Origin of the sequence: Microbacterium sp. SLBN-146 (assembly GCF_006715145.1) — a bacterium.
Classification (GTDB): Bacteria; Actinomycetota; Actinomycetes; order Actinomycetales; family Microbacteriaceae; genus Microbacterium.
This window is the reverse complement of sequence record NZ_VFMR01000001.1, coordinates 2857394-2870513: the sequence shown is the minus strand read 5'-3', so window position 1 is coordinate 2870513 and position 13120 is coordinate 2857394. Positions and strand designations below refer to the sequence as shown.

11 protein-coding genes and 1 other RNA gene are annotated in these 13120 nt (G+C 66.5%); 5 read left to right on the top strand and 7 right to left on the bottom strand.

The features are described 5' to 3' along the window. Positions 1-1311, bottom strand: coding sequence for a hypothetical protein (locus tag FBY39_RS12825; RefSeq protein WP_141932655.1), 1311 nt, complete (start codon positions 1309-1311; stop codon positions 1-3). A gap of 113 nt (positions 1312-1424) precedes the next feature. Between FBY39_RS12825 and FBY39_RS12820 the strand changes: the two genes are divergently transcribed. Beyond that, on the top strand, positions 1425-2132 hold the full coding sequence (locus tag FBY39_RS12820) for a DUF4191 family protein (RefSeq protein ID WP_141932654.1): 708 nt from the start codon (positions 1425-1427) through the stop codon (positions 2130-2132). Positions 2133-2174: 42 nt separating this feature from the next. On the opposite strand, the gene FBY39_RS12815 is transcribed toward FBY39_RS12820, so the two are convergent. Beyond that, the gene (locus tag FBY39_RS12815; protein ID WP_141932653.1) at positions 2175-2576 is read right to left on the bottom strand and encodes an RDD family protein; all 402 of its coding nucleotides are present in this window, start codon (positions 2574-2576) and stop codon (positions 2175-2177) included. 136 nt (positions 2577-2712) lie between these two features. Here FBY39_RS12815 and glnA point away from each other — a divergent pair, with 136 nt between their 5' ends. Beyond that, positions 2713-4137, top strand: coding sequence for a type I glutamate--ammonia ligase (gene glnA / locus FBY39_RS12810; RefSeq protein WP_141932652.1), 1425 nt, complete (start codon positions 2713-2715; stop codon positions 4135-4137). An 89-nt stretch (positions 4138-4226) separates the two neighbouring features. Here glnA and FBY39_RS12805 read toward each other — a convergent pair whose 3' ends face one another. The 4 genes from FBY39_RS12805 to FBY39_RS12790 all read right to left on the bottom strand — a co-directional run bounded on the left by FBY39_RS12805 (position 4227) and on the right by FBY39_RS12790 (position 9286). Next, positions 4227-4628, bottom strand: a complete 402-nt coding sequence (locus FBY39_RS12805; protein ID WP_141932651.1) for a hypothetical protein — start codon at positions 4626-4628, stop codon at positions 4227-4229. A gap of 89 nt (positions 4629-4717) precedes the next feature. Next, positions 4718-7720, bottom strand: coding sequence for a bifunctional [glutamine synthetase] adenylyltransferase/[glutamine synthetase]-adenylyl-L-tyrosine phosphorylase (locus FBY39_RS12800; RefSeq protein ID WP_141932650.1), 3003 nt, complete (start codon positions 7718-7720; stop codon positions 4718-4720). Between the two features lie 10 nt (positions 7721-7730). Next, complete coding sequence (locus FBY39_RS12795; RefSeq protein WP_141934185.1) at positions 7731-9068, bottom strand: glutamine synthetase family protein; 1338 nt, start codon at positions 9066-9068, stop codon at positions 7731-7733. A gap of 2 nt (positions 9069-9070) precedes the next feature. Further along, a complete protein-coding gene (locus tag FBY39_RS12790) occupies positions 9071-9286 on the bottom strand; it encodes an SPOR domain-containing protein (protein ID WP_141932649.1) in 216 nt (71 codons plus the stop codon). Positions 9287-9384: 98 nt separating this feature from the next. Here FBY39_RS12790 and ppgK point away from each other — a divergent pair, with 98 nt between their 5' ends. Then, entirely contained in the window at positions 9385-10146 is a 762-nt protein-coding gene (gene ppgK, locus FBY39_RS12785; RefSeq protein ID WP_141932648.1) for a polyphosphate--glucose phosphotransferase, read from the top strand. Between the two features lie 11 nt (positions 10147-10157). Here the strand turns inward: ppgK and rnpB are convergent. Then, positions 10158-10525, bottom strand: an RNA gene (gene rnpB / locus FBY39_RS12780) — RNase P RNA component class A. A gap of 134 nt (positions 10526-10659) precedes the next feature. Between rnpB and FBY39_RS12775 the strand changes: the two genes are divergently transcribed. Together FBY39_RS12775 and FBY39_RS12770 are read left to right on the top strand one after the other, a co-directional pair. Then, the gene (locus tag FBY39_RS12775; RefSeq protein WP_260837968.1) at positions 10660-11337 is read left to right on the top strand and encodes an LPXTG cell wall anchor domain-containing protein; all 678 of its coding nucleotides are present in this window, start codon (positions 10660-10662) and stop codon (positions 11335-11337) included. Positions 11338-11341: 4 nt separating this feature from the next. Next, a complete protein-coding gene (locus FBY39_RS12770) occupies positions 11342-13117 on the top strand; it encodes a DUF4012 domain-containing protein (RefSeq protein WP_141932647.1) in 1776 nt (591 codons plus the stop codon). Positions 13118-13120 lie beyond the last annotated feature (3 nt).

Here is a 13120-nt window from a genome sequence, read left to right as displayed (position 1 = left end):
TCATGGCTGCTGCGTGACGTATACGTCGCGCAGCAGCCATTTTTCTTCTGTGCGCTGGACGACGACGAGCAGGGGTGGTTGGCTCGCGTCGGCCACAGGGTCGACTCGGGCGACGGCCACTCCCCCGTAGTCGTCGACGAGCGTTACGCGACGGTCGGCCTCTGCCGCGTCGATGACCCCGGGCGGGAAGTCGGCGGCGGGACGCACCATGACCTCGCCGAGACAGCCAGTGTCGCCCTCGCACGCCGTGCGGCGACTGAGAAGGTCGGAGACGGCGCCTGTGATGTCGACGGGCTCGGTCGAGGTGTCAGGGCCGGACGCGTTCGTAAGCTCCGTGCTCACGGAGACTTCACCGCCGGAGACCTCAGGGTGAGGTGACGCCCGGGGCGTGCTGTCAGCCGTCGGATGACGTGCCTGCGCGGGCGAACTGTCTTCCTCCATCGGCCAGAGGAGGCCTACCGCAAGGATGGCGAGCCACACGCTGACGCTCACGATCGCCAGGCGCTTGTGCGACACCCTGCCAGGGCGCTGAAGACGACGCCGTACACCGGTGAGGGATCGCGACACCAGATCGGCGACGTCGGAGTCGAGATGCCTGCCCATCCGTTCCAGGAGCGTCTGTCTCGTGCCATCCGCCGGCGTCGGCCCGGTGGCGCTCCTGGGGCTCGCGCGGTCGTCGAGAGGCCAGGGCGTCACCGTGGAGGATGGCGCGTCCGCGAGGGACTGGGGCGGCGCGATGTCGAAGGCGCGCGCCTCGAGTGCGAGAAGCTCGCGCGACGACGTCGGCCACGCGTCGAGCCATGACCACGAGAGGGGTGATTCTGCTGCCGCGCGGAGTCCGCTGAGGACCTCGCCGCTAGACACGGTGATGTGGACCTGCGCCTCCTCGGTCGCGAGGACCGGCCGCCCGGCATCCGTGAGCCACCACTGGCCGTGCTCGGTGTTCGTCGCCTCCGCCTGCCGCAGGCCCCGGGCGATACTGACGACCAGTGTGACCATCTCGCCATCGGTCAGGAGTGCGCGGCGCGCCGCCCGTCGGCCGAGGAAGGAATCGAGACGAGTCGTGCACAGCGGGGTGAGCACTGCGTGCCCGTCAGCGGTGCGCACGACATCGAGGGTCGCCAGCAGGTGACCTTCCGGGTCGGCGGACCAGCCCGCCCAACCGGACGGGAGATCCGCTGCATCGATCATGACGGTCGTGTCGCCCGAGTCCGTTCGGACGATGAGACCCGGCCACGGTGCTTCGGTTCCTGCGACGATCCGCCTCACTGGATGGTACGGAGCGAGAAGCTGATCGCCGTGTGCAGTCACGGGTCGAGCCTCCTCCTGTTCCTGGTCGGACTGCCCCGGTCCGACGAGATCAGTGGAGAGATGGTGCGATAGCAGGGGTGGGGAGGAGACGTCGAAAAGGTAGGCTGGGACCCATGGCCCGCAGTTCCGCCCCCGAAAAGCGTCCCGGCTTCTTCTCGCAGCTCCGCACGCTCTACACCTTCACGCAGAAGGCGTTCCCCTGGCTTCCGTTCCTTCTCGTCGGACTCGTCCTGGTGGGGATCGGGATCGGAGTCGGCATCGGCTTCCTCATCCCGCCGGTGGCGATCTGGAGCATCATCCTCTGGGGCGTCACTGGCCTCATGCTCGGTATCCTCGGGTCGCTCATGACGATGACCCGTCTCTCGACGCGTGCCATGTACGTGCGACTCGACGGAATGCCCGGCGCGACCGGACACGTCATCTCCACGTCGCTCGGACGCAAGTGGCAGGCGAGTGAGATGCCCGTCGGCATCAACCCGAAGACACAGGAGGCCGTCTACCGTGCGATCGGTCGCGGCGGTGTCGTCATCGTCGGTGAGGGAGCGAGAGGTCGGCTCACACGCTTGGTCAACGACGAGAAGATGAAGGTCCAGCGCGTCGCGTCAGGCGTTCCCGTGCACGTCTTCTACATCGGCCACGGCGACGACGAGGTCCCGATCAGCAAGCTCGCCGCCACGATCAAGAGCCTGCCGAAGGCGCTCGACCGCGCGACGATGGCCGCGGTGATCAAGCGGGTCGATTCCGTCTCGCAGTCGCTGTCCTCGCTTCCGATCCCGAAGGGGATCGACCCGACGCGAGTCCGCGCTCCGCGACCGCGCTGAGCGCTCCGCGACCGCGCTGAGCGCTCCGCGACCGCGCTGAGTTCAGGCACGCACCAGGACGGTGCCGGCTGCCTTGTCGTGAAGCCCGCGGTTGTCGGCATCCCAGATCACCGCGGGAATCACGAGAGCGACGAGAACACTGCGGACGATCGGACGCCAGAGTCCCGTCCACCCTCCGCCGAGGCGGATGACGCGCAGTCCGAGGATGCGGTGGCCCGGGCTTCCGCCGATCGTGGGGATGAAGAGACTCTGCACGACGATGAAGACGATCGTCGTCGCGAGGGCCGCGTAGTCGAAGAACGCGACCGATATCACGACGGCGCATGCCCAGTCGATCGCGATCGCCGCGAATCGGCGGCCGAGCTTCGCAATGCTGCCCCGACCCTCTTCAGGCAGGCCGAGCCGCTCGCCAGGGTAGGCTCCTGGGGGTACGACTTCTGGCATTCCACCAGCCTAACGGCGGCCGCGTAACATGCCGGAAACAATGGTGTCACTGAAGGGCAATGCCCTCACGGTACCGTGCCAAACAAGCTGACGCTCGTGCGTCGGCAGTTCCCGATGCCCTACCTCTGGAGCCGCAATGTTCAAAGATTCATCCGAGGTGCTCGCATTCATCAAGGACGAGGACGTCAAGTTCCTCGACATCCGTTTCACGGATCTTCCTGGTGTGCAGCAGCACTTCAACATCCCGGCGTCGACGGTCGACGAGGAGTTCTTCACCGTCGGTCAGCTGTTCGACGGCTCCTCGATCCGTGGGTTCGCGAACATCCACGAGTCCGACATGCAGCTCATTCCGGACGTGACGACGGCGTACGTCGACCCGTTCCGCGAGGCCAAGACGCTGATCATGGTCTTCGACATCTACAACCCGCGCAACGGTGAGATCTACGCGAAGGACCCGCGTCAGGTCGCCAAGAAGGCCGAGAAGTACCTCGCGTCGACCGGTATCGCCGACACGGCGTTCTTCGCCCCCGAGGCGGAGTTCTACATCTTCGACGACGTTCGTTACGAAGTGAAGCAGAACTCGAGCTTCTACTCGGTCGACTCCGAGGAAGGCGCCTGGAACACCGGGCGTGAAGAAGAGGACGGAAACCTCTCCAACAAGACGCCCTACAAGGGTGGCTACTTCCCCGTCTCCCCCGTCGACAAGACGGCAGACCTCCGCGACGACATCTCGCTTCGCCTCATCGAGTCGGGTCTGCACCTCGAGCGTGCGCACCACGAAGTGGGCACGGGTGGGCAGCAGGAGATCAACTACCGCTTCGACACGATGGTGCACGCGGCCGACGACATCCTGAAGTTCAAGTACATCGTCAAGAACGTGGCGAACGAGTGGGGCAAGGTCGCGACCTTCATGCCCAAGCCGCTCTTCGGCGACAACGGCTCGGGAATGCACACGCACCAGTCGCTGTGGCTCGAGGGCAAGCCGCTCTTCTACGATGAGGCCGGCTACGGCGGACTTTCCGACCTCGCGCGCTGGTACATCGGTGGCCTGCTCGCGCACGCACCCGCAGTGCTCGCGTTCACCAACCCGACGCTCAACTCGTACAAGCGCCTCGTCAAGGGCTACGAGGCACCTGTCAACCTGGTTTACTCGGCCGGTAACCGCTCGGCTGCCGTGCGCATCCCGATCACCGGATCCAACCCGAAGGCAAAGCGCATCGAGTTCCGCGCGCCCGACGCCTCGGGCAACCCGTACCTCGCCTTCGCGGCCCAGATGATGGCCGGTCTTGACGGCATCATCAACCGCATCGAGCCGCACGAGCCGGTCGACAAGGACCTGTACGAGCTTCCCCCCGAGGAGGCGAAGAACATCCCGCAGGTTCCGAACTCGCTGCTCGACTCGCTCGAGGCGCTCCGCGCCGACCACGAGTTCCTCACGCGCGGCAACGTGTTCACGCCTGAGCTCATCGAGACGTGGATCGAGTACAAGATCGAGAACGAGATCCAGCCGCTCAACGCGCGCCCGCACCCGTTCGAGTACGAGCTGTACTTCGGCGTCTGACGTCGGCAGCACTCCTCACGAGGAGTTCTGAACGGAGAGACCCCCGAGCCCTTGCGGCTCGGGGGTCTCTCCGTTCAGAGGAGAAGAAGTCAGGAGCGGAAGAAGGCGTTGGCCTTCGGGGAGAACAACAGGATCAACGCGATGACGGCAAGGATCCCGGAGATGATCGCGGTCCAGTTGCCGACGCCCTGCGTCACGAGCAGGTAGACCGCGGAAATGACGTTCAAGATGAAGACGATCGCCGCAATGATGCGGGCGATGTTGGCGCCGCGGAGGAGCCCGAGCCCGACAGCGATCGTGAGGATGCCGATGATGATCGAGATCCAGGCCGCAGCCGCTCCCACCCCGCCTCCGACGTCCATGCCGTCGACGGTCGTTTCCCCGGCGCCCACACCGATGAGCAGAAGAATGCCGCCGAGGACATTGAGCACGCCTGAGATCCACGCGAGGACGGCGACGAGTGTCACACCGCCCGGTCGATTACCTGCCATGAGTTGACCCCTTTGTCAGAGCCGCCGAAGGTCGGCGCTTTGCGCACACTCTCCCAGCGCAGCCACGACGGCGAAACGAGGCACGCCGCTCAGCCGTAGAAGAGCTTCTCGAACACGCGTCGGGATCGTCTCGTCGTGCCGAGGTAATCCTCCTCGACCTGAGTCGCCGATCGCGGAGGGTAGCCCAGAAGGCGTCCGATGCCGTCGAGCTTTCTGCGGTCGAAGGGCAGGACGTCACTCGTCTGGCCCGAGAGCAGGGTGTTCGCCGACCGCAACCGGCTCGAGAGGCGCCAGGCAGCTTCCAGTCGATCCGCGGCGGATGCCGGAACGAGGCCGGCATCCCTCGCGTGCGCGAGTGCTGTCAGCGTCGACGTGGTCCGCATGCCGGGAACGGCATGCGCGTGCTCGAGTTGGAGAAGCTGGACGAGCCACTCGACGTCGCTCAACGAACCGGGTCCGAGCTTGAGATGGCGGGCGGGGTCGGTGCCCTGGGGCAGTCGTTCGTTCTCGACCCGGGCCTTGATGCGCTTGATCTCTCTCAGGGCGTTCGCATCGACGGACGAGGGGTACCTGACCTCGTCGGCGAGAGCCATGAACTCGCGGATCAGCTTGACGCTCCCCGCGACGCCGCGCGCCCGAAGGAGCGCCTGCGCCTCCCATGATTGCGACCAACGGCGGTAGTACTCGGCGTAGGCGTCGAGCGAGCGCGCGAGCGGACCGTTGCGGCCTTCGGGTCGAAGACCCGCGTCGAGATCGAGAGGGACGCGCTGATCCTCGGAGTGGTCGCGGAGCGCGGCGACCAGCTTGAGTGCGTACTGGTGAGCGCGCTGCGGGTCGACGCCATTTGGTCGGTACACGTACATGACGTCCGCGTCGGAGCCGAACCCGAGCTCGCTCCCCCCGAACCGCCCCATCGCGATGACGGAGAAGTCCAGTGCCCTGTCCTCTTCGGGGACGATGTCGCGGCGGACCGCGCGGAGGGTCGCTTGGATCGTCACTTCTGTGACGGTCGTCAGCGCCTCGGACACCTCGTCGATCGACGTGTCGTCGACGAGCGCGAACATCGCGATCCGCAGCAGCTCCCGCCGTCGCAGGGCCCGCACGGCGCGCATCGCATCGTTGATCGAGGTGTGCCGGGTCTGGATGGCACGTGCCTCCGCTTGGAGTGAGACACCGGTGCGGGGACGCAGGAGTTCGGGGTCGTCGAGCCACGCCGCAGATTCCGGGATCCACTCCATGAGCTCGCCGATGTAGCGCGATCCCGAGAGGACCATCGTCAAGCGCTCCGCGGCGCCGGACGAGTCGCGGAGCATCCGAAGGAACCACGGTGTGTCGCCGAGCCGCTCGCTGAGTCGGCGGAACGTCAGCAGGCCGTAGTCCGGATCGACCCCGTCGGCGAACCAGCGGATCATGACGGGCATGAGGTGGCGCTGGATCGTGACCTTGCGGCTCAGCCCCGTCGTGAGCGCGGCGATGTGTCGCAGCGCGCCCGCCGGGTCGGTGAATCCGATCGCCGCGAGCCGGTCGTGAGCCTGCGCCGTGGAGAGCGCGCGCTCATCGGCCGGGAGCGCCGCGACCGCGGACAGAAGCGGACGATAGAAGAGCCGGACGTGGATGTCACGCACCTCGCGTTTGACGCCCTCCCAGCGCTGCCAAAGGGTGTCGCCGGATTCAGCGAGTCCTGAGGACCGCGCGAGCACGCGAAGCTCTTCCGGACGCGAGGGCATGAGGTGGGTGCGGCTGAGATGGCGCAACTGCACGCGGTGCTCGAGAAGGCGCAGTTCGCGGTAGTCCCGCGAGAAGGCCGCCGCTTCGGCACGCCCGATGTATCCCTCGGCGACGAGCGCGTCGATCGCCGCGAGGGTACCGCGCTGGCGGATCCGATCATCCGAGAGTCCGTGGACGAGCTGCAGGAGCTGCACCGTGAACTCGATGTCGCGGATTCCTCCTGGCCCGAGCTTGAGCTGGTACTGCACCTCGGCGGGCGGGATGTGATCGGTGACGCGTTCTCGCATGCGCTGAACCGAGTCGACGAAGTTCTCGCGGGCCGCGCTCGTCCAGACCTTGGGCTGCACGGCGGCGACGTACGCGCGGCCGAGTTCCTCATCTCCGGCGATCGGGCGGGCTTTCAGCAGCGCCTGGAACTCCCAGCTCTTCGCCCACCGGTCGTAGTACGACAGGTGCGAGTCAAGCGTGCGCACGAGGGCACCCTGCTTGCCTTCGGGCCGCAGGTTCGGGTCGACTTCCCACAGCGGCGGCTCGATCTCGACGCCGGATACCCCGCGCATCATCTGCACGGCGAGGCGCGTCGCGATGTCGACGACACGGCTCTCGCCCACGTCGTCCGCGAGGCCTTCATCGGCACCGCCGACGAAGATGACGTCGACATCGCTGACGTAGTTCAATTCGCGTGCGCCGGTCTTCCCCATCCCGATGACGGCGAGCCGCGTACGTGCGACGTGCTCGCGCGGGAACATCCCCGCACCCGCGATGCCCCCCGACACGCGCGTCCGCGCGACGCAGAGCGATGCGTCGAGCGCCGCACCCGCGGCATCCGCAAGGCTCGCTGAGACGGCCGCGATGCGATCGACGGGATCGGTGCTCAGAAGATCGTGCACGGCGATGCGGGCGAGCAGCCGGCGATACCGGACGCGCAAAGCGACCCAGGAACCCTCCCCGCCGTCTGCGGCGAAACCGTCCTCCACCCCGACAGACTCGTGCAGCGTCGCCAGCGACTCCTCGGGGGTCGGGAGCGGTGCTGCACCGCCCGCGAGGTGCTCCAGCTCTTCGGGATGCCGGAAGTAGAAGTCTGCGAACCCGGTCGATGCTCCCAGGAGCGCCCACAGCGCGCGCCAACCCGGCGCGTCGGACAGGAGCCCGATGACCGCTTCCGGATTGCGACGTGCGATCCTGACCAGCGATTCCAGAGCGGAATCGGGGTCAGCGGCGACGGATGCCGGGGCGAGAAGGTCGTCCCGGCGGGATCCCGTCGTCTCCTCCAGCTCTTGTGCGAGAGCCTCGGTCTCGGTGAGCTGACTGAACCCGAGACGAGCGAGGTGGGTGAGGGAACTCGCTCGTTCGGTCGCTGTCATGCTGTCTGCTTCAGAGCATCTCGAGGTTGCTCTTGAGCTCGAACGGCGTCACCTGCGAGCGGTACTCCTGCCACTCGCGCCGCTTGTTGAGCAGAACGTAGTTGAAGACCTGCTCCCCCAGCGTCTCGGCGACGAGTTCCGACTCCTCCATGAAGCTGAGGGCGTGGTCGAGGCTCTGCGGCAGGGGTGCGTACCCGAGTGCGCGTCGTTCGCCGTCCGTCAACGACCAGACGTTGTCTTCGGCTTCGGCGGGGAGTTCATACTCCTCCTCGATGCCCTTGAGCCCAGCGGCCAGGAGCAGTGCGTACGACAGATACGGGTTCGCCGCCGAGTCGAGGGCCCGGTACTCCACACGGGAAGACTGTCCCTTGTTGGGCTTGTACATCGGCACGCGGACGAGAGCCGAGCGGTTGTTGTGGCCCCAGCAGATGAAGCTCGGTGCTTCGTCCCCGCCCCAGAGGCGCTTGTAGGAGTTGACGAACTGGTTCGTGACGGCCGAGATCTCGTTGGCGTGACGAAGCAGACCCGCGATGAACTGGCGCCCGATCTTGGAGAGCTGGTACTGCGCGCCCTCTTCGTAGAACGCGTTCTGGTCGCCCTCGAAAAGCGACATGTGCGTGTGCATCCCGCTGCCGGGCTTTCCGCTGAGGGGCTTGGGCATGAAAGTGGCGTACACACCCTGCTCGATCGCGACCTCTTTGATGACGGTGCGGAAGGTCATGATGTTGTCGGCCGTCGCGAGCGCATCCGCGTATCGCAGGTCGATCTCGTTCTGACCGGGGCCGCCTTCGTGGTGGCTGAACTCGACGGAGATGCCGAGGTCTTCCAGCATCCGCACCGACCTGCGCCGGAAGTCGTGCGCAGTGCCGCCAGGGACGTTGTCGAAGTACCCGGCGGAATCGACCGGTTCGGGGCCTTCCTGACCGTAGGCCGACGACTTCAGGAGATAGAACTCGATCTCGGGATGCGTGTAGAACGTGAAGCCCGCATCCGCCGCCTTCGCGAGCGAGCGCTTCAGGACGTGCCGGGGGTCGGCCACGGCGGGCTGACCGTCCGGTGTCGTGATGTCGCAGAACATGCGACCGGTCGGATCGATCTCTCCGCGCCACGGCAGCGTCTGGAACGTCGTCGGGTCGGGGTGGGCGAGCAGGTCCGACTCGTAGGAGCGAGTGAGGCCCTCGATCGCCGATCCGTCGAACCCGAGGCCTTCCGTGAAGGCGCCTTCCACCTCGGCGGGCGCGATCGCGACCGACTTCAGGGTTCCGATGACATCGGTGAACCACAAGCGGACGAACTTGACGCCGCGCTCTTCGATCGTGCGGAGGACGAAATCGCGCTGCTTGTCCATCGTCATCGCTCCGTACCGGCGTCGCCCGCGCCCCAGTTGTCGTCGCGTGCTTCGTCCTCCGACCATGCCCGCGAGCGCTCCCGAAGAACCTCGGGCGCCTTGGCGGCCTCCTCAGCCGTGTCGAAGGGGCCGGCGCGGTCGATTGCCGGCGACGCGAAGCCCTTCTCCACTTCACCCGTCGTGAGGTTGTACCAGTACTTCTCGCTGTCGCCGGACACCGTGTCTCCTCCCTGGGGTGCCCGCGTCGCGGGCCTGCGGATGATCCCGCCACCACGATCCTACTGATCCGGAGGTGCGTGCTGGATAGGCTGGGCGCATGGCTACAGAGGCAACACGCGCGGTCGGTGTGGACATCGGCGGTACGGGCATCAAAGCGGGCATCGTCGACCTCGAGAAGGGGATCCTGCTGAGCGATCGCGTCAAGGTGTTCACCCCGGAGGGCGCTGAGCCGCCCGACGTCCTCGGCGCCGTGCGCGAAGTACTCGACCGTCTCGAGATCGCCGACGATGCGATCCCGCTCGGGGTCGCGTTCCCCGCGATCGTGAAGAACGGTCAGACGCTGTCGGCGGCCAACGTCTCGAAGAAGTGGATCGGATTCGAAGCCGAGAAGTTCTTCGAAGACGGTCTGGGTCGTGACATCCACTTCGCCAATGACGCTGATGTCGCAGGGGTCGCCGAGGTGCGCTACGGGGCGGCGAAGGGCCGGAAAGGGCTCACGATCCTCACGACGCTCGGGACGGGGATCGGATCGGCGCTTCTCTACAACGGCGTGCTGATCCCGAACTCCGAGCTCGGTCACGTCCAGCGGGCCAAGCATGGGAAGGACGCCGAGGCCTATGCCGCGTACTCCGCCATGGAGCGCGACGAGCTCTCGTGGGAGAAATGGGCCGAGCGGCTGCAGTGGTACTACGACTACATCGAGTTCCTCTTCAGCCCCGACCTGTTCGTCGTGGGCGGCGGCGTGTCGAAGCATGCCGACAAGTTCCTGCCACTGCTCAAGCTCAAGACCGAGATCGTGCCGGCAGTGCACCGCAACAACGCCGGCATCATCGGCGCGGCGGCCCTCGCACTGAGCTGACGCGAGGGCGGCGAATGGGTCGACCTGTACGCCGGGTTCTGTCCGGAAGCTCGCGCTTCGTGGACGGTCATCTCTCTCGACGACACGTTGCCATGCCGTTCTAGCGGCCTACCCGGGGACTCGGCGGGCAGCGTCTGCATCCCCTGTCTGGCCTTGCTCCGGGCGAGGTTTGCCGTGCGGTTCGCGTCACCGCGAACCCGGTGGTCTCTTACACCACCCTTTCACCCTTACCGGGACTCGCGTCCTGGCGGTCTGCTCTCTGTGGCACTGTCTCGCGGATTGCTCCGGGTGGGTGTTACCCACCGCCCTGCCCTATGGAGCCCGGACGTTCCTCGGTACGAGCGGAAACCACCCGCAACGCGACCGTCCAGTCGACCCATTCGCGTCTCGACTTTATCTCGAATCGCGCAGAACACGGTGCAAATCCAGGTTCGTAGTAGTAGGTTGTGAACACTGTCGACGCGCACTGGGGTCGCGTTGCAGGTATTCAGCCTTTGGGGAGGCCTGATTTTCATGCGCAAGCTCATTGCTGGCGTTGCTTTGGGGGCAGCGCTCGTGTTCAGCGGTTCGACGATGGCACTCGCTGACGATGTCGTCGAGTCACCGGCTCCGCTGCAGACGTCGGACTACACGCCCGACGAGCCGATCACGCCATCGATCGCCGGTTCGACGGCGATCGGCGATTGCGAGCGGGACGTCCCGTGGATCTCGTATTCACTGGAGTTGACCGATCCTGACAACGTGTCGACGGACAAGACGGCGACGCTCTTCATGACGAACGGCACCGATTCGCTAGAGATCCCTCTGGGAACCCTTCAGAACAACCGCCTGAGCGGCCGCATTCTGTGGCCGGGTGCATCGGTCGACGCGAGCGGCGTGGCGAACGGATGGCCGGGCTGGGCCCAGAACGCGTCCGGTGCGTGGGTCGAGACTGACGGCAACTATCGCTGGACCCGCGGTGACATCACGTCGGAGATCCGAGTCAACCCGAATCTCGCCGTCGCGTTGTCCTACCCGCAGGCGACGCCCGAGTGCCTTTCCGGGCCTCGTTCGTCGGCCCAGACGGCGGGCTTCCTTCCCGCCACGGGTCTGAGCGCAGCCGTGCTTCCGCTCAGCATCGCCGGTGGAGTGATCGTCCTCGCGGGTGTGAGCTTCCTGGTCGTTCAGCGCCGCCGCCGCTCGCGCGCCTGAGATCGTGTCCGGCGCCACACCGGCGCTCGCACCCCGACGAAAGGGTGCGCGCGTCATCGTGATCGTGCTCGGCCTGGCGCTCCTCGTGCTCGTAGGCCTCAGCACGTGGGTCGGCGTGCGCGCGCTGCTCATCAAGTCCGAAGTCGACAGTCTCACTCCTCTCGCGCAAGAGCTGAAGTCGGCGTTCGAGTCCGGTGATCTGGATCGTGTCGACCAGCTGATTCCCGACTTCGCGGGGCACGCCGAAACTGCGGCATCCCTCTCGAGCGACCCGGTCTGGGCGGCGGCAGAAGCCGTTCCCGCCGTCGGCACCAATTTGCAGGCGGTCCGGATCGTGGCATCCGAGCTCGATGCGATCTCGGCACAGCTGCCCGCGCTGACCGCGTTCGTCCGCGATCTTTCGGCTTCGGAGGACAGCGGTCAGCTCCTCCCGCTTGCGACTCTCCGTGACGCGAGCGGATCGATAGACGAGCTCAACGGCACGATGCAGGATGCCGCAGAACAATTGGATGCCGTCGACACCTCCGCGCTGATCTCTCCGGTCTCCCGCGGCGTCGACGAGGTGCGCGAGTTCGTAGACGTCGCGGCGCCCGCGCTCGACGCCGCGGCTCGAGCGAGTGACGTCCTCCCCGCGATCCTCGGGCTCGATCGAGAGCGGACGATCCTCGTCATGCTGCAGAACCCCGCCGAACTGCGTACGGGAGGGGGGATCACGGGCACCTTCGCCGAAGTCAAGGCGAGCGACGGCCGACTCTCCCTCGTCGGGCAAGCGCAGTCTCGTGAATTCGCACCGCACGCCGCGTCCATCGTCGACCTGCCGGCGGAGGTGACGACCGTCTACTCCGACGTCGTCGGCCGCTTCGTTCAGAATGCCTCCGCCCCAGCGGATTTCGCGTTGACCGCCGAGATCGCCACCGCGTGGTGGCAGGAGCGCACGGGAACCACCCCCGACACGATCGTGTCCGTCGATCCGTACGTGCTCGGTGCACTGCTGAGCGCGACGGGCCCCGTCGATCTGCCGAACGGCACGCAGCTCACTGCCGACAACCTCGAGGAAATGCTGCTCGTCCAGCCATACCTGACCATGAGTTCCGAGGAGCAGACGGAGCTCTACCAGGCGGCGGTGGACGCGGTCTTCACACGCTTGTCATCGGGGGGGATCGACATCGTGAGCCTCGCGACGGCGCTGCAGGCTCCCATCGAGCAAGGACGCATCTCGGTGTGGAACGCCGACCCCGCCGAGAACGAGGGCATCGGTGCGAGTCTCTCGGGTCCGCGGGCACGACAGGACGCCGCGGGTGACGGTGCTTTCGCGGTCTACTTCAACGACGCGACCGGCGCGAAGATGGCCCGCTTCCTCGACATCGACATCGACGCCGCCGTGAGCGGGTGCACCCCCCAAGGGCTGGCCGAGGTCGTCGTCACCGTCGACATGGCCAGCACCGCTCCCGCTGACGTCGAGACGTGGCCCACCAGCGTCACCGGCGGAGGACTCTTCGGCGTCGGGGCGGGAGACATCGGAACGAATGTCTCCGTCGAGGGCCCGCGCGGCTCGTTCGCAGGAGAGGTGATCGTCAAGGGCGAGACCTATCCGGCCGCGACCGCGATGTCGGACGGACGCGCGACGAGCGCCGCGCGCGTCAATCTCTCGCCCGCCGAGGAGAACCGCCTCGAGTTCCACTTCTTCCTCCCCGAGGATCAGGCGCGGCAGCTCGCAATCGTCCACACTCCCCTCATGGGCCCGTCGTCCGTCACGGTTGCGGAGCGCGCCTGCGTGTGAGCC